The organism is Mesorhizobium sp. LNJC391B00 (assembly GCF_000502535.1).
In the GTDB taxonomy this organism is placed as follows: domain Bacteria; phylum Pseudomonadota; class Alphaproteobacteria; order Rhizobiales; family Rhizobiaceae; genus Mesorhizobium.
The window spans coordinates 60,944-77,412 of the sequence record NZ_AYWI01000010.1 but is presented as its reverse complement, the minus strand read 5'-3'; the positions used below and the strand labels follow the sequence as shown (position 1 = coordinate 77,412).

General features: G+C 63.1%; 18 protein-coding genes. 13 read left to right on the top strand and 5 right to left on the bottom strand.

Going from position 1 to position 16,469, the window contains the following annotated elements; all coding sequences use genetic code 11:
- Window positions 1-93: 93 nt before the first annotated feature.
- Window positions 94-903, bottom strand: coding sequence for a transglutaminase family protein (locus X750_RS142375; protein ID WP_023687480.1), 810 nt, complete (start codon window positions 901-903; stop codon window positions 94-96).
- A gap of 212 nt (window positions 904-1,115) precedes the next feature.
- Between X750_RS142375 and X750_RS1000000167430 the strand changes: the two genes are divergently transcribed.
- Window positions 1,116-1,241 (top strand): hypothetical protein, encoded by a 126-nt coding sequence (locus tag X750_RS1000000167430; RefSeq protein WP_006200611.1) that lies wholly within the window; start codon window positions 1,116-1,118, stop codon window positions 1,239-1,241.
- A gap of 206 nt (window positions 1,242-1,447) precedes the next feature.
- Window positions 1,448-1,762, top strand: coding sequence for a quaternary ammonium compound efflux SMR transporter SugE (gene sugE / locus X750_RS142380; RefSeq protein ID WP_023681326.1), 315 nt, complete (start codon window positions 1,448-1,450; stop codon window positions 1,760-1,762).
- Window positions 1,763-1,847: 85 nt separating this feature from the next.
- Here sugE and X750_RS142385 read toward each other — a convergent pair whose 3' ends face one another.
- Entirely contained in the window at window positions 1,848-2,276 is a 429-nt protein-coding gene (locus X750_RS142385; protein WP_023673205.1) for a DUF6481 family protein, read from the bottom strand.
- 234 nt (window positions 2,277-2,510) lie between these two features.
- Between X750_RS142385 and X750_RS142390 the strand changes: the two genes are divergently transcribed.
- The 7 genes from X750_RS142390 to pmtA all read left to right on the top strand — a co-directional run bounded on the left by X750_RS142390 (window position 2,511) and on the right by pmtA (window position 10,519).
- Window positions 2,511-3,572 (top strand): LLM class flavin-dependent oxidoreductase, encoded by a 1,062-nt coding sequence (locus X750_RS142390; RefSeq protein ID WP_023732768.1) that lies wholly within the window; start codon window positions 2,511-2,513, stop codon window positions 3,570-3,572.
- 109 nt (window positions 3,573-3,681) lie between these two features.
- Entirely contained in the window at window positions 3,682-4,851 is a 1,170-nt protein-coding gene (locus X750_RS142395) for an AI-2E family transporter (protein WP_023673203.1), read from the top strand.
- A gap of 82 nt (window positions 4,852-4,933) precedes the next feature.
- Window positions 4,934-5,137, top strand: a complete 204-nt coding sequence (locus X750_RS142400) for an arylamine N-acetyltransferase (protein WP_023673202.1) — start codon at window positions 4,934-4,936, stop codon at window positions 5,135-5,137.
- Window positions 5,138-5,159: 22 nt separating this feature from the next.
- A complete protein-coding gene (locus X750_RS142405) occupies window positions 5,160-6,158 on the top strand; it encodes an LLM class flavin-dependent oxidoreductase (RefSeq protein ID WP_023673201.1) in 999 nt (332 codons plus the stop codon).
- 371 nt (window positions 6,159-6,529) lie between these two features.
- Window positions 6,530-8,446, top strand: coding sequence for a molecular chaperone DnaK (gene dnaK / locus X750_RS142410; protein ID WP_023673200.1), 1,917 nt, complete (start codon window positions 6,530-6,532; stop codon window positions 8,444-8,446).
- 219 nt (window positions 8,447-8,665) lie between these two features.
- Window positions 8,666-9,796, top strand: a complete 1,131-nt coding sequence (gene dnaJ / locus X750_RS142415) for a molecular chaperone DnaJ (RefSeq protein WP_023681322.1) — start codon at window positions 8,666-8,668, stop codon at window positions 9,794-9,796.
- 117 nt (window positions 9,797-9,913) lie between these two features.
- Window positions 9,914-10,519: a phospholipid N-methyltransferase PmtA gene (pmtA, locus tag X750_RS142420; protein WP_023681321.1), complete on the top strand. Its 606-nt coding sequence runs from the start codon at window positions 9,914-9,916 to the stop codon at window positions 10,517-10,519.
- A 96-nt stretch (window positions 10,520-10,615) separates the two neighbouring features.
- Here the strand turns inward: pmtA and X750_RS142425 are convergent, their stop codons facing one another.
- A complete protein-coding gene (locus X750_RS142425; RefSeq protein ID WP_023732769.1) occupies window positions 10,616-11,524 on the bottom strand; it encodes a LysR family transcriptional regulator in 909 nt (302 codons plus the stop codon).
- Window positions 11,525-11,646: 122 nt separating this feature from the next.
- On the opposite strand from X750_RS142425, the gene X750_RS142430 reads away from it, so the two are divergent.
- From X750_RS142430 to X750_RS142445, 4 genes are all read left to right on the top strand, one after another.
- The gene (locus tag X750_RS142430; RefSeq protein WP_023687486.1) at window positions 11,647-12,258 is read left to right on the top strand and encodes a LysE family transporter; all 612 of its coding nucleotides are present in this window, start codon (window positions 11,647-11,649) and stop codon (window positions 12,256-12,258) included.
- 120 nt (window positions 12,259-12,378) lie between these two features.
- The gene (locus X750_RS142435; RefSeq protein WP_023701964.1) at window positions 12,379-12,975 is read left to right on the top strand and encodes an NADPH-dependent FMN reductase; all 597 of its coding nucleotides are present in this window, start codon (window positions 12,379-12,381) and stop codon (window positions 12,973-12,975) included.
- Entirely contained in the window at window positions 12,972-13,685 is a 714-nt protein-coding gene (pyrF, locus tag X750_RS142440) for an orotidine-5'-phosphate decarboxylase (protein WP_023696050.1), read from the top strand. The genes X750_RS142435 and pyrF overlap by 4 nt, the downstream gene beginning before the upstream one ends.
- Window positions 13,686-13,698: 13 nt before the next feature.
- On the top strand, window positions 13,699-13,986 hold the full coding sequence (locus X750_RS142445) for a DUF1330 domain-containing protein (protein ID WP_023748251.1): 288 nt from the start codon (window positions 13,699-13,701) through the stop codon (window positions 13,984-13,986).
- Window positions 13,987-14,004: 18 nt separating this feature from the next.
- Here the strand turns inward: X750_RS142445 and X750_RS142450 are convergent, their stop codons facing one another.
- Both X750_RS142450 and X750_RS142455 read right to left on the bottom strand, forming a co-directional pair.
- Window positions 14,005-15,258 (bottom strand): low temperature requirement protein A, encoded by a 1,254-nt coding sequence (locus X750_RS142450; protein WP_031201382.1) that lies wholly within the window; start codon window positions 15,256-15,258, stop codon window positions 14,005-14,007.
- Window positions 15,259-15,348: 90 nt separating this feature from the next.
- Window positions 15,349-16,410 (bottom strand): hypothetical protein, encoded by a 1,062-nt coding sequence (locus X750_RS142455; protein ID WP_023692989.1) that lies wholly within the window; start codon window positions 16,408-16,410, stop codon window positions 15,349-15,351.
- Window positions 16,411-16,469 lie beyond the last annotated feature (59 nt).

The window sequence follows — 16,469 nt, the reverse complement described above, 5'->3', positions numbered from 1 at the left end:
CAATGTAACGGCCTGCCGCCGAGCTCCACAGGCATCACAACGCACGAATCGCCTGGTCGTTCAGGTTGAAGGCCAGCTTGCGGAAAGACGCCCCTATTCGATGATCTCGTCCGTCCACACCTTGAAACCAGCCAGCGTGCCCGGTCCGAAGATGTGGGTGAGCGGCACGTCGGCGGCGTCGCGGCCCGACGCGATCAGGATGCGGCCGATGCGCGGCGAATTGTTGCGTGGATCGAAGACATGCCAGCGGCCGCCGAGATAGACCTCCATCCAGGCTGCGAAATCCATGCTCGCCCAAGGTTTGGGCAGGCCGATGTCGCTGATGTAGCCGGTGCAGTAGCGGGTCGGGATATTGAGCGCACGGCAGAAGGTGACCGCAAGGTGGGCAAAGTCGCGGCAGACGCCGCTTTGCTCGCGATAGGCTTCGGCCGCGGTGCGCGTCGGTCGGGCATTGCCGTAGCTGAAGACGATGTGGTTGTGGACGAAATCACAGACCGCCTGGACGCGGGCAATACCGAGCGGAGTGTGCCCGAACAGCCGCCAGGCTTCGCTGGCCAGCAGATCGCTCTCGCAAAAGCGGCTGGGCAACAGGAACAGCAATGTGTCCGACGGCAGGTCGCGCACCTCATGCTGCCAGGCCATCAGGTCGCCCATCTCGAAGGTACCGGGGTCGCGGATTACCGAATCGGTGCCGAAGGTGAAGCGTCCGGGCGGGGCGACGAAACGGTTGCACCAATTGCCGAAACTGTCGCGGTAGCTCTGGATCGGCACCGGCGGGTTGGAGGTCAGGAAATCCGGGCGCTCGAGATCGGAGGCCCTGGAGTAGTGGACGTTGAGCATCGCGATCAGCGGCGTTTCCTGCGGAAAATCGAAACTCATCTCGCTGCCGATGCGGATTCGCATTGTCGTCCTGACCGCACTGCCTGATCATCGCCGGGCGAAGGCATGGCCGATGCTGCAGTGCGAAGGCAACCATGGCACGGACCGGAATGGTTTACGAGCAAATTAGAAACCGGTTGAAAGCGGCCCGACGGCGCCGGCGACAGACGCAGCCCCCTTGCAGTCCGGCGTTTCTCTTGTTTCACTTGGCCTCCCAGCAACTGGAGGAACGAATCATGGCTAAAGGTGCGATGAAGGCGGGCAAGGAAGCTCGGAAGCCGAAAAAAGACGCCAAGAAGCCCGCAGCGGCTCCGGCACTCAAGGCGCCGCCCGTCAAGGCGATGAGGCTCAAGGAAAAGTAAGCCCGCCTCGGAAGATCTTGGACGGTTGAAATCCGGACAAACCGTTTCGGCGCAGATTTTGACACCGGCGGCATGAACGATGCGGCCGGTGTTTTTGTTGATCGCACCGGCGCGGCCGCTTGTGTCGAAGCGGCGAGGACGACCTCGCGCCTTCCCATAAATCGGCCGGGACGGCCCGCCATGCTCATGGAATGGAGTGCATCCCGATGTCGTGGATTTTTCTGTTTTTCGCCGGCCTGTTCGAAATCGGCTGGGCGATCGGCCTCAAATACACCGACGGCTTCTCGAAGCCGCTGCCGACGGTGCTCACTGTCGCCTCGATGATCATCAGCCTCGGGTTGCTCGGCCTGGCGCTCAAGACGCTGCCTGTCGGGACGGCCTATGCGGTGTGGACCGGCATCGGCACGGTCGGCACGGCGCTTCTTGGCATCTGGCTGCTGGGCGAGCCTGCGACGGCCATCCGGCTCGCCTGCATTGCGCTCATCGTCTGCGGCATTATGGGGCTGAAGCTCGCCGCCTGAGCAAAGCAACCAAGGAAATCGACGCACAAACACATTCAGGGCCGCTGGAAGGCGACCCTGATGTCCGATCGTTTCGATCGAAGCGTTAGCGGGCGGAGAAGCCCGGAGGCGTCCTGCCGGTACGCTGCTTGCGCGCCGCATAGCGTGCGTCGCGCTTGGCCTTGCGTTCGGCTTCGTCGGCCAGCAAACGGGCGATGCGCTCGTTTTCTTCGGCTTCCTTGATCTTCGCTTCAGCCTGCGCTGCCTCTTCGGCCGCAATACGCGCCGCTTCGGCTGCTGCCTCGCGCTCGGCCTTCTCGACCGCCTCGCGTGCCAGCTTTTCCTGCTTCAGCCTGGCCTTTTCGGCCTCGCGTATTTCGCGAGCCTCAAGAATCGCCTTGCGTTCGGCCTGTTTGGCCAGAACCGCAGGATCATCAGCCGCCGGCTTCGACTTGAAGCGCTCCAGAAGCGCCTTCTTTGCCTCGTTCGCGGCATTGCGCCGCTCGAAAATGTCTTTTTCCCTGTAGATAGCCAAGTCCACTTCCCTGAAGTCAATTCGCGACGCTTACATACGCGCGAAAACCGAGAGTTCAAGCGCCAAAACGGTATGCCAGCCATGAAAGTTTAGGCTGTTGCAGCCGGGAGACGCGTTTTCCCTGAAACAAAGCCGGCCGAAACCGACATGCACTGTTCACTATCCGCCCCTCTGGCGGCCGGGGCGGCTCGCCGCTACCTCTAGCGGCAAATCAGAACATTTGGATGACATGCCATGGAACTCGGTCTCTACACTTTCGCCGACGTCAGCCCGGAGCCCGGCCCCGGCGCGATCGGCCCGCATCAGCGGCTGCGCAATCTGATCGAGGAGGTCGAGCTGGCCGACCAGGTCGGCCTCGACGTCTTTGGTCTGGGCGAACATCACCGCCCCGACTATGCCGCGTCCGCGCCGGTGGTGGCGCTGGCCGCTGCCGCCGAACGCACCAAGCGCATCAAGCTGACCAGCGCGGTCACCGTGCTGTCCTCCGACGATCCGGTTCGCGTCTTCCAGCAGTTCGCAACGCTCGACCTTTTGTCGGGCGGCCGGGCCGAGATCATGGCCGGGCGCGGTTCGTTCATCGAATCCTTCCCGCTGTTCGGCTACAATCTCGAGGACTATGACGAGCTGTTCGCCGAAAAGCTCGATTTGCTGCTGGCCATACGCGGCGGCGTCAAAGTTACCTGGTCCGGCAATCTGCGCGCGCCGATCAACGACCTCGGCGTCTATCCGCGGCCGCTACAGGACAAATTGCCGATCTGGATCGCAATAGGTGGAACGCCGCAATCTGCGGCGCGCGCGGGCGTGCTCGGTTTGCCGCTGGCACTGGCCATCATCGGCGGCGAGCCGGCGCGGTTTGCACCGCTGTTCGACATTTATCGCGATGCCGCAAGGCGGGCCGGTACCGACCCCTCGGGCCTTGCCACCAGCATCAATGTGCACGGCTTCATCGCCGGCACCACTGAACAGGCGGCCGACGATTTCTATGGCCCGCAGGCCGAAGTGATGAACCGCATCGGCCGCGAGCGCGGCTGGGGCCCGACCTCGCGGGCGCATTTCGATCAGTCGCGTGGTCCGAACGGCGCGCTATTCGTCGGCGATCCGGAGCAGGTGGCGGAAAAGATCGTCGCCCAGCACAAGATCTTCAACAATGACCGCTTCCTGCTGCAGATGGCGATCGGCGCCATGCCGCACGCCAAGATCATGAAGGCGATCGAACTGTACGGCACCAAGGTGGCGCCGATCGTACGCAAGGAGACCGCCAAGCCCGGCGTCGCCGTCGCAGCGCCAGCCGCCTGAGCGACGGGCGGCCCGGATTGAGGCCTTGCCGGCTAACGGAACCTTGGGCTTGCAGAGGCGTTTCCGTCAGGGGAAAGCACCAATTGCGGTGCGCCGCTGAGGGAAAATCATGAAAGCCGAACCCGCCGCTTTGGGTGCTGGCCTTGCCGAAACCGAAGAGGCGAGAGTTGTGGCGCGTGCCGACACGCATCTGATGCGTTCGCTGCTCATCGGGATCTTCCTGTTCATGGCCATCTACGCGCTGTATTTCGCGCGTGCTTTCTTCATGCCGGTCATCCTCGCCTTCCTGCTGACGCTGACGCTGACACCAATCGTGCGCTTCCTGCGCAAGCGCGGCATTCCGGAAGTGGTTTCGGCGACAATGTTGGTCGTGCTGTCGATCTGCGTCTTCGGCGTTGCCGGCTATCTGCTCAGCGGCCCGGTCATCGACCTTCTCAACAACACCTCGTCGATCGGCCAACAACTCACCGAACGGCTCGCGCAATTACGGCGTCCGCTCGAGAGGATCATGCAGATCTCGCATCAGATCGAGCAGATGACGGAGACCTCGCAGGAGCCGGGCATCCAGAAGGTGGCGATGGCGCAGTCCGGCGTCCTGTCGGCCGCCGCCAGCAACGTCCTGTCGGCGGGGACAAGCCTGACCATCATCTTCGTGCTGTCGCTGTTCCTGCTGGCGTCGGGCACGATGTTCTATGAGAAGATCATCCAGTCCTTCGCCAGCCTCAGCGAGAAGAAGCGGGCCTTGCGCGTCGTCTATGACGTCGAGCGCGAAATCTCGCATTATCTGCTCACCGTCACCGTCATCAATGCCGGTCTCGGCGCGGTTATCGGCCTTGGCCTGTGGGCGCTCGGCATGCCCAACCCGCTCGTCTGGGGAACGATGGCGGCGCTGCTCAACTTCCTGCCCTATGTCGGCGCGCTGATCACCATCGTGCTGGTCAGCGTCATTGCGATGATCAGCTTCGACTCGATCACCTACGCCCTTTTGGCGCCGGGCTTCGTGCTTTTGTGCGACATCGTCGAAGGCCAGTTCGTTACGCCGATGGTTGTCGGCCGACGCCTCGAGATCAACGCCGTGGCGATCTTCATCGCCATCGCCTTCTGGTCCTGGCTTTGGGGCTTTGTCGGCGCGCTGATGGCGGTGCCGCTGTTGGTCGTCGTCAAAGTGTTCTGCGATCATTTCGATGGCCTCAGCCATGTCGGCAATTTTCTCGCCGCACAGCAGACGGCCGTGGTGGAGGAAGAAGCGGCCGAAGAGAACGGAAAGGCAGCGGCATAAGCTTGCCGCGCCTGCCCGTCATCGCGCATTTGTTGTCTTCAGGCGGAGTGCCTATATCGAGCCGGTCAAGCCGGACCCTGCGATGAAAGATGCCTCCTTCGACCTCGATTCCTATTTCGACCGCATCGGCTATCGCGGCCCGATCGATGCTCCGCTCGGCACGCTGAGCGCGCCGCATCGCCAGCGTCCGCAGGCGATCCCGTTCGAGAATATGGACCCGTTGCTTGGCACCAGCTCGACATCGTCATTCCCGACCGCGCCTTCGAAACCAGGGTCAGGCAGTTGAACATCGTAAAGGCTTGAGGCCCATGACCGCACTTTCCGTTCTCGACCTGTCGCCGATCGTCGAAGGCAGCGACGCCTCGCAATCGCTGGCAAATTCGCTCGACCTGGCCCGCCATGCCGAGCGGCTCGGCTACAGGCGCTACTGGCTGGCCGAGCACCACAACATGCCGGGCATCGCCAGCGCGGCGACCGCCGTCGTCATCGCCCATGTCGCCGGCGGCACCAAGACCATCCGCGTCGGCGCCGGCGGCATCATGCTGCCCAACCATGCGCCGCTGGTGATTGCCGAGCAGTTCGGCACGCTGGCGGCACTGCACCCCGGCCGCATCGACCTCGGCCTCGGCCGCGCGCCCGGCACCGATATGGGAACAGCGCGCGCGCTGCGCCGCAATCTCGAGGCGTCAGACAATTTCCCCCAGGATGTCGTCGAGCTGATGGGCTATTTCCAGCCGGCCGCGGAAGGCCAGCGTATCCACGCCGTGCCCGGCGAAGGCCAGAAGGTGCCGGTCTGGATCCTCGGTTCCAGCCTCTATGGCGCGCAGCTCGCCGCCATGCTCGGCCTGCCCTATGCCTTCGCCTCGCATTTCGCGCCGGCCGAACTGGACCATGCGCTGGAGATCTACCGTTCGCGCTTCCAGCCTTCGGAACAGCTGGACAAGCCCTATGTCATGCTCGGCCTCAACGTTTTCGCCGCACCGACCGATGGAGAGGCAAAACTGCTGTTCACCTCGCTCCAGCAGGCCTTCGTCAATCTGCGCACCGGGCGGGCCGGCCGCCTGCCGCCGCCGGTCGAGGGCTATGACCAGACGCTCGAGCCGATGGCAAAAACCATGATTTCGCAGGCGCTGTCCTGCGCCGTCGTCGGCTCTCCCGAAACCGTCCGGCAAGGCATAGACGCGTTCGTGCGCCGCACCGGCGCAGACGAGCTGATGGTGACCGCGCAGATCTTCGACCATGCGGCACGCGTGCGCTCGTTCGAAATCCTGGCCGAGGCGCATAAATCGCTGTCGCAGGCCGCGTGACGCTTTTGCCTGTGTCTGCTGTGGGCAGGCGCCTTCCTCAGCCAGGAGCCGCCTCTCTCACGCATAGGTGACGTTTTCTTGTGGTTTCGAAGCCCTGACTGGGCGCTTCGCCGGGGGATCGCGCAGATCCTGGGGTTTTGAGCGCGGTTGGAGCACATCCGGGCCGCCGGGCGGCTGTTCAAAGGCGCCAAGCGCGGCGCGGTGGATGCCATGCGCAGAATGCTTGCGCCCGATGCCGCCTGTTCTTATATACGCGCCAAGCCGCCCAGTGCCGGAATGCCGGTTGCCGGAGCGGAATTTCTTGTGAACAGGGGCTTTCGTCGGAACGCCTTACGGGTCCTGAGAGCCTGCTTAGCGGAGAGACTAGAAAAATGGCAAAAGTAATCGGTATCGATCTCGGCACCACCAACTCCTGCATCGCCATCATGGATGGCAAGGAGCCCAAGGTCATTGAAAATGCGGAAGGCGCGCGCACGACGCCTTCCATCGTCGCCATCTCGGGCGACGGCGAACGTCTCGTCGGCCAGCCGGCCAAGCGCCAGGCGGTCACCAATCCTGAAAACACCATCTTCGCGGTCAAGCGCCTGATCGGCCGCCGCTATGACGACCCGGTGACGGAGAAGGACAAGAAGCTTGTCCCCTACAAGATCGTCAAGGGCGACAATGGCGATGCCTGGGTCGAGGCCGGCGGCAAGAAGCAGTCGCCCAGCCAGATCTCGGCCATGATCCTGCAGAAGATGAAGGAAACGGCGGAGGCCTATCTCGGCGAGAAGGTCGAGAAGGCGGTCATCACCGTTCCGGCCTATTTCAATGACGCCCAGCGCCAGGCCACCAAGGACGCCGGCAAGATCGCCGGCCTTGAGGTGCTGCGCATCATCAACGAGCCGACGGCTGCAGCACTTGCCTACGGCCTCGACAAGAAGGATGGCAAGACCATTGCCGTCTATGACCTTGGCGGCGGCACGTTCGACATTTCGGTGCTCGAAATCGGCGACGGCGTGTTCGAAGTGAAGTCGACCAATGGCGACACCTTCCTCGGCGGCGAGGATTTCGACATGCGTCTCGTCGAATACCTGGCGGCCGAGTTCAAGAAGGAACAGGGCATCGACCTGAAGAACGACAAGCTTGCGCTGCAGCGCCTCAAGGAGGCGGCTGAAAAGGCCAAGATCGAGCTGTCGTCGACGACGCAGACGGAAATCAACCTGCCCTTCATCACCGCCGACGCGACCGGCCCCAAGCACCTGACGCTGAAGCTGACCCGTGCCAAGTTCGAGCAGCTGGTCGACGATCTCGTCCAGCGCACCATCGAGCCCTGCAAGGCGGCGCTCAAGGATGCCGGGCTGAAGGCTGGCGAGATCGACGAAGTGGTCCTGGTCGGCGGCATGACCCGCATGCCCAAGATCCAGGAGATCGTGAAGCAGTTCTTCGGCAAGGAGCCGCACAAAGGCGTCAACCCGGATGAAGTCGTCGCACTCGGCGCCGCCATCCAGGCCGGCGTGCTGCAGGGCGACGTGAAGGACGTGCTGCTGCTCGACGTGACGCCGCTGTCGCTCGGCATCGAGACGCTGGGTGGCGTGTTCACCCGCCTGATCGAACGCAACACGACCATCCCGACCAAGAAGAGCCAGGTGTTCTCGACCGCTGAAGACAGTCAGTCGGCCGTGACCATCCGCGTCTTCCAGGGCGAGCGTGAAATGGCTGCCGACAACAAGGCGCTCGGCCAGTTCGACCTGGTCGGCATTCCGCCGGCGCCGCGCGGCGTGCCGCAGATCGAGGTCACTTTCGATATCGACGCCAACGGCATCGTCAACGTTTCGGCCAAGGACAAGGGTACCGGCAAGGAGCACCAGATCCGCATCCAGGCCTCTGGTGGCCTTTCGGACGCCGACATCGAGAAGATGGTCAAGGACGCCGAAGCCAATGCCGAGACCGACAAGCAGCGGCGTGCTTTGGTCGAGGCCCGCAACCAGGCCGAGGCGCTGGTGCACTCCTCCGAGAAGTCGCTGAAGGAATATGGCGACAAGGTTTCGGAAACCGAGCGCACGGCGATATCGGAGGCTATCACGGCGCTGAAGGCTGCTGCCGAAGGCGACGATGCCGCCGACATCGAGGCCAAGTCGCAGACGCTTGCCGAAGCATCCATGAAGCTCGGCCAGGCCATGTACGAAGCTTCGCAGAAGGAAGCGGCGGAAGCCGACGCCAAGGCGGACGCGGCCAAGGATAGCGACGTGGTCGACGCCGATTTCGAGGAAATCGACGAAAACGACGAGAAGAAGAAGTCGGCCTGACCGGTTGACGGCAAATAAAGCGGAAAGCCCGGCGCAAAGCCGGGCTTTTTTGCAACCCTCGCTGAAAAAGTGCGGGCCTTGCCGAAAAAGTCACTGAAAAACACAGGCACAAGCGCGCCGGCCCTAGCATCCGGGCATCACCGCTCCTAAATCGAGACAACGTGCCGGCAAACGACGCAACATGCATCAAGACGTTGAGCATCCGGACTGCGGGAAAAGATGAAAGCTGATTTCTACGAGACGCTGGGCGTGCAAAAGGGCGCCGACGAGAAGGAGCTCAAGAGCGCTTTCCGCAAGCTGGCCATGCAGTTCCATCCAGACCGCAATCCCGGCGATCACTCCTGCGAGCACAAGTTCAAGGAAATCAACGAAGCCTACGAAACGCTGAAGGACCCGCAGAAGCGCGCGGCCTATGACCGTTTCGGTCACGCCGCCTTCGAGCAGGGCGGCATGAATGGCGGCGCGCAAGGTTTTGGCGCCGGCGGCTTCGCCGACATTTTCGAGGATATTTTCGGCGACATGATGGGCGGGCGCCAGCGCCGCTCGTCGGGCGGCCGCGAACGCGGCGCCGATTTGCGCTACAATATGGAAATCACGCTGGAAGAAGCGTTTGCCGGCAAGACCGCGCAAATCCGCGTGCCGGCCTCGATCTCATGCACGGAATGCTCCGGGACCGGCGCCAAGCCCGGCACCCAGCCGGTGACCTGCTCGATGTGCCATGGCCACGGCAAGGTACGGGCGACGCAAGGCTTCTTCTCGATCGAGCGTACCTGCCCGCAATGCCAAGGCCGCGGCCAGACGATCAAGGACCCGTGCCCGAAATGCGCCGGCCAGGGCCGCGTCACCGAGGAACGCTCGCTGTCGGTCAATATCCCGGCCGGCATCGAGGACGGCACCCGCATCCGGCTTGCCAATGAGGGCGAGGCGGGCCTGCGCGGCGGCCCATCGGGCGACCTCTATATTTTTCTGGCGGTGAAGCCGCATGAATTCTTCCAGCGCGACGGCGCCGATCTCTACTGCAAGGTGCCGATATCGATGACGACGGCCGCCCTTGGCGGCTCGTTCGAGGTGACGACGCTGGACGGCAGTCAGACCAAGGTGAAAGTGACCGAAGGCACGCAGAACGGCCGCCAGTTCCGCCTCAAGGGCAAGGGCATGCCGGTGCTGCGCCAGCCCAATGTCGGGGACCTCTATATCCAGACCGCGGTCGAAACGCCGCAAAATCTGTCGCGCCGCCAGCGCGAGTTGCTGGAAGAGTTCGAGCAGCTGTCGTCGAAGGACAATTCGCCCCAGTCGAGCGGCTTTTTCGCCCGCATGAAGGACTTTTTCGAATCCTTCGGCGAGCACTGAACCCAAACCAAGGCCGCCACGCTTCCCGAACGTCATCAACATCTTATGCCAGATCGCGCCTTGCCTTGGACCTGTTAGCTGCTAAGTAGCGTTCGGGGAGTGTTGAGGAGAACTTGCATGGCACGTGGTCCGGGATTGCGGAAGGCGCTGGCGGAAAAGTTCGACGACGAACTCAAATTCTTCAAAGGCTGGATCGACAAGCCGAAGTCGGTCGGTTCGATCGTGCCGACAAGCTCCGTCACCGCCCGCAAGATGGCTTCCATCGTCAATCCGAAGTCGGGCCTGCCGGTGCTTGAAGTCGGCCCCGGCACAGGCGTCATCACGCGTGCAATCCTCGCCCAGGGCGTTAAGCCCGAAAACCTCTACGCGGTCGAATATTCCACCGATTTCGTGCGCCATCTGCGCCAGCTCTATCCCGGCGTCAACGTCATCGAGGGCGATGCCTTCAATCTCAACGCCACGCTTGGCGAGAAGAGCGGTATGGTTTTCGATTCCGTCGTCTCCGGCGTGCCGCTGCTCAATTTCCCGGTCGCACAGCGGATCGCCTATATTGAAAGCCTGCTAGACCGCATCCCGGTTGGACGGCCAATCGTGCAGCTGACCTATGGGCCGTTGTCGCCGATCCCGCCCGGCCGCGGCAATTACACGGTCAAGCATTTCGACTTCATCTTCCGCAACATCCCGCCGACGCAGCTGTGGATCTACCGGCGCGAAGCGCATTAGCTTGGTATCGAGAGCCGAAGAAGTCTCTGGCGCCTTGTAGAGGATCGACGTCTCCCGAAGGAAGCTCGATTGAGGGTCGATCCACATCCTTGACTGTTATCCGGCTCGCAAACTCGCGGCGACCTCTCTGATCGCCGCGCACATGGCCCGCACGGCCGTTGCTTCGGCGCTGCTGGAGAACAGAAGCAGCAGAGGCCGACGCGCACGCGGCTCAAGAGGACGCCTCGCGACGGTTCGCTGCCAATCGGCCGGAAACGCCAGGCCTGGCGCAATCGACAAACCGCGCCCGGCCCCAACCAGAGCAAGCAGCGCCGCCATATCGCTCGCCGACAGGATGACAACTGGCGCAACGCCAAAATCCTGGAACAATTCGGCAAGCATTGGTCCGCAGCCGCCGCTCGACATAATGAATGGCTGGCCGTCGAGAGCGCGGATCGGAAATGACCCGCCTTGGACTGAGTTCTTTTGCGATGACGCCACAAAGAGTTCGTCGTCGACAAGTTCCTCGGCTTGGCAATTGCCGGCGATGTAGGACAGTCCAATATCGGCGGCACCGCGATCGACCCACTCCGCCACCTCGGTATCCGTGCCCAAGAGCAGTTCGACAGCAAGCTCCGGGTGCCGGACGGAAGTAATGTTCAACGCATATGGAGCAATCTTTACCGAGGCGCTGCTGACCAGCGCGAGCCGTACTCTGCCTTTGATGGAGTGTTCCCGTAGGCCGACAAGACGGCCTAAAGCATGCAAAGCGGCGCGCGCCGCGTCCAAAGCCGCCTCGCCGGTTGCGGTGAAAGCGACACCGCGCCGATCACGTATGACGAGGGGCGCGCCAACGATCTCCTCCAGCGCCTTCATTGCATGGCTTATGGCCGATTGAGAAAGACAGAGCCGCTCGGCGGTTTTGGTGAAGCTGCGCGTCTCGCTGAGCGATGTCAGGACGCGCACCATCGTGATGTTGATATTAGCCTTGTTCATGGCTGCCGAAATATCTTTCATTTCGCTCATATTAAAGAGCGCTGTAGGTTTTGTGAAGGTGAGGGAAACGACCCTCGAAATCGGCGAGCGGCTTTCCTGGCCTCTCCGGCATGCAGGCGTGCGGTACGACGAGACTGAAACTGGAGTATCGCATGAGCTACCTTCCGCAATTCCTGACCCTTGCTTCGGTCTTCCTGCTCGGCGCCATGAGCCCAGGACCCGATTTTGTAGCCGTGACTTCCCATGCGCTGATCAGCCGTCGCGCGGGGTTCCATGTGGCGCTTGGCATTGCCGCAGCGATCATGGTGTGGGCGGCTCTCGCGATGTGTGGCCTGGGCCTCGTACTGACGCAGATTGCATGGGCTCACCTTGCCGTCCGGATCGCCGGTGCCGTGTATCTCGGTTACCTGGGCAGCAAGATCCTTTTGTCGGCTTGGCAGGCGCGGCCACCGCTGGCCGTCGGTGGCGCAGAGACTACGGCTCCTTGGCGAAGCGGATTCGTTGTCGGAATTACAAATCCGAAGACGGCCGCGTTCTTCGCGAGCCTGTTCATATCGGTATTGCCGATGCAGGCTCCGATCTGGGTCCAGGCAGTGTCGCTGGCCATAATCGGGCTGGTCGCGATGGCGTGGTTTGGGCTTGTTGCGCTAATGTTCTCCACAAGAAGGGTTCGGTCGGTATATGGCAGCGTCCGCAGGCCGATAGATGCCTTGCTCGGAGTTGCACTCATCGCGCTGAGTGCAAGAATTGCGGTCACCCACTAGCAATAGCCCAGCTGCTCGGCACACCTTCGCGCGCTTGCCCCCCGATCGTTTCCGTTTTTTGAGCCAGTGCGTTGATTTGCGCAGCCTCTGGCTGTACCTGTCCGGGAACAAGAGTGGCCAATGGCTGTGATCGCGAAAATCCTCGTCTTCGCCGGCTCGGTGCGCAGCGGCGCCTTCAGCGGCAGGACCGCCGATGTGGCGCAGAAGGAGCTGGCCATGCAAGGCGCCGAGGTGACGCGCATTTCGCTGGCCGACTATCCGCTGCCGATCATCGACGAGGACCTCGAAAAGGAAAAAGGCGTTCCCGACAACGCCGTGAAGCTCGGCCGGCTGATCGCCGCCCATGACGGGCTACTGATCGCGACGCCGGAATATAATGGCTCGATCCCGCCACTGCTCAAGAACACGATCGACTGGGTAAGCCGGGTGCGCCTCGATGGCGGCTGGCCGGTGAGGCCATTTGTCGGCAAGGTCGCCGGCCTGTGCTCGTCTTCGAACGGACATTTCGCCGGGATCCGCTGCATCAACCATCTGCGCGCCGTGCTGGTGCGCTGCCAGCTGGAGATGGTGACGCCGGAATGCTCGGTATCCGATGGCGGCAGTGCCTTCGACGGCGACGGCAATTTCAGGGATGATAGACTGACCAAATCGATGGAGCACCTATGCCGCACGCTGATCGAAACCTCGCGCATGCTATCGACCCGGACCGGGGCATGATTTCCACAGCCATGCAGGCCCATACCATGAGAGACAGGCTGATCGTCGGCCTCGACGTGCCGACGGTGAAAGAGGCCGAACAGGCGGTGCGCGAACTCGACGGCGTCGTCTCCTTCTACAAGATCGGCTATCAGCTGGCCTTCGCCGGCGGGCTCGACTTCGCCAGGGAGTTGGCCAGCGGCGGCACGAAAATCTTCCTCGACATGAAGCTGCTCGACATCGACCACACCGTGGCGAAGGGTGTCGAGAACATCGTGCGCATGGGCATGACCATGCTGACCATCCACGCCTATCCCAAGGCGATGCGAGCCGCGGTGGAGGCCGCCAGGGGCAGCGACCTCTGCCTGCTGGCGGTCAGCGTGCTGACCTCGATGGACGAGCAGGACGTGATCGACGCCGGCTATGAATACGACCCGCACACGCTGGTGCTGAGGCGCGCCGAACAGGCGCTGCATGCCGGCATGGGCGGCGTCGTCTGCTCGGCCGAGGAGGCGGAAGCGGTGCGCCGCATCGTCGGACCCGACCTGGCGGTGGTGACACCGGGGATACGGCCCAAGGGCAGCGACCATGGCGACCAGAAACGCGTGGTGACGCCCGGCCAGGCGATCCGCAACGGCTCCAGCCATCTTGTTGTGGGCCGGCCAATCGTGGCGGCAAGCGACAGGCGCGCGGCTGCCGAGGCCATACTGGAAGAGATGCGCGCGGCGTAACGAGGAGAAGAAAATGCCCAAGGGATACTGGATAGCCCGCGTCGATGTGCGCGACGCCGAAGGCTACAAGGACTATGTCGCTGCCGCCAAGCTCGCTTTCGACCGTTTCCACGTGAAGTTCCTGGCCCGTGGCGGTGAGCATGAAAAGGCCGAGGGGCCTGGCCGCGCCCGCAATGTCATTATCGAGTTCGAATCGCTGGCGATGGCGCATGACTGCTACCACTCGCCGGAGTACCAGCGCGCCGTCGCCATCCGTCAGAAAGTGGCCGATGGCGAGATCGTGCTGGTCGAGGGTATCTGACGCGCGAAGCTGCTCTGCTCAGTGCGGCGCTTCCTCCTGCGCCAGCACCTCCAGTCGATGGCGGTGCCCCGACAGCTCATAGCCGACAACGGTGACGGCCGGCGCTAGCGTGAGTAAGATGAGGCAGACCGCCATGTCGACGCCGGCAAGGGCGGCGATGATGGCAAGTGCGACGACCGCAGCCGTTCCCGCCAGCAGCCAGACATGGAGGGGATCGAAGCGCTGGACGAGATAATAATACAGCGCGTAGATCGCCCCCAGGAACACGCCTAGCGGAATGGCAACTGACAGCAGCGTCGCCACCGGGCCGATATGGGTCTTGTGCTCGATGAAATAGGCCGCGACATGCAGCCCGGCGCCGGTGGCGACGATGGCAGCGACGATCAGCATCTGGCCATAGCCCCAGATAAAAGAGCGATTGCGGTGCTGGTGCAGCACCGTCCCCGAGGGCAGCATGTAATAGACCCACCACATGCCGAAGGTGAGACCCATTCCGGCAATGCCGATCAAGGCGGCATCGAGGTTCCAGCCCTGCTCCTCGACCACGGCCGACAGCGTCGCCAGCGTGCCGACCACCCCTTCGCCCAGCGCGATGATGGCGAACAGGCTGTAGCGCTCGGCGACGTGGTGCGCGTGCCAGGGCGTGCCGCCATCCCTGCGCTCGGCGATCGCCGGCCCGGCAAGCTCGATGAGAACCAGGATGGCGCCGAAAGCCAGGCTGGTCTCCAGCGAGAAATCGACCAGTATCTGCACCACCCAGCCGATCTGGGCGATCGCAATGGCGACGGCGTAGGTCAGGCAGGCACGCCGCCGCCCAGGGTCCTGCCGCGCCGCGCGCAGCCATTGGAAGATCATGGCGACGCGCATGATGACGTAGCCCAGCACCATGACCGAATTGTTGAGGTGTTCGCCATGCTCGATCGAGGCGAACATGCGCGGCAGGCCGATGGCCAGCACCAGCACGCCGATCATCTGCACCATGGTGACGAGGCGGAAGATCCAATCGTCGGTGTCATAGGCGGAGGAAAACCAGGAGAAATTGATCCACGCCCAGCAGATGGCGAAGCTGGCAAAGCCGAAGCCGATCAGCGCCGCCGCGTAGTGGCCCTCGGCCAAGGCATGCGCCAGTTGCGACGAGGCAAGGCTGAAGGCGGTGACGAAGGTCAGATCGAACAGCAGCTCGAGCGGCGTGGCGACGCGATGCGCCTCGTGCGGATCGCGCCCGGCCATGCGCCTGATGTGATGGTGGAGGGAGCTTGCTGGTGTGCTCATCGCGCGGCCTTGCCTGAGGACTGTCCCGCGACACTAAAGGTGGAGCAAAAGCCGTCAAGGCGCGGTAGGTCGCGCTGGTCCCTCGACCGTTCAGATCGCCTGTCGGTTCAGTCGGTTCGCCGCCGTCTCGGCAACCGCATCGGCCAGCGTCATGCCCCATTGCATCAGGCAATAGGCGCGGAAATCGAAGCAGGGCAGGCCGGGACAGACCTCGAACTCGATGAGGTGGACATGGTCGTTAGCCTCGACCCTGAAATCGAGGGAAAACACGTCTCGCAGGCCGAGCCCGCTGACCAGCCGCTCGGCGATGCGGCGGATGGTTGCCGCGGCTGCCGGCTGGGTGTCGGCAACCGCCTCCAGCACCGGCTCGCTGTATAGTCCAGCCGCCTTGGCGGCCTCGCCGGTGTCGCCGTAAAGCGCCATCGAGTCCGCCATGGTCTGGAAATCGCCGCCGGAGTCGACGAATGCAACGCCGAGCGCTTCCGCCCCGGCATCCGTTTGCAGCCCAAGGAAGCTGGCGCGGACATTGCGACCGCCGACATAGGGCTGGACGACGACATCGTCGCGATAAGCGGCATAGACCCGCCGGCTAAGCTCCAGCGCATGGGCCAGGTCGTTGCAGCGTGAATCCGGCCAGATGCCTACCTTGGAGCCGAGCCGGTTCGGCTTGACGAACCAGCCGGCTTCCGAAGCTGGCGGGTCGGCCAGCCAGCGGCCGTCGCGGGCCAGGCCTGCCTGCGGCGCCGGCAGGCCGAGCGCGCAAAGCACGGCGCCGGAACGGAACTTGTCCTGGCAAAGCGCGAACAGCGCATCGTCGGCTCCGATGGTTCTAAGCCCATTCAGCCTGGCAAGTGCGGGCGCTGCAGCACCGCGGAAATAGGCAATGCCGTCGGTCAGCGTCCAGACCAGCGTGGTTGCGGGATCGGCCTTCGCCAGCGCGCTTGCCGCATCGTCGAATGCAACCGGCATAAAGGCGAGGCCGCGCCGCCCGCAAGCGGCGGTGATTTCATCGAATTCGGGCGCGAGATCGGTCGATTGCGCCAGATAAGACGAGATTTCCAAGGCGCGCTCGGCGGGAAAGCCGTCGGCGACCAGCCTGTCGAAACAGGCCTTTTCCGGCTCGTGGACGAGGATCAAGGTCGGGCGCGGCATGGGTCAAAGCTTCTCGGTGATGCAGCCACACCATCGCACGGCCAATGCGATCGGCTTGC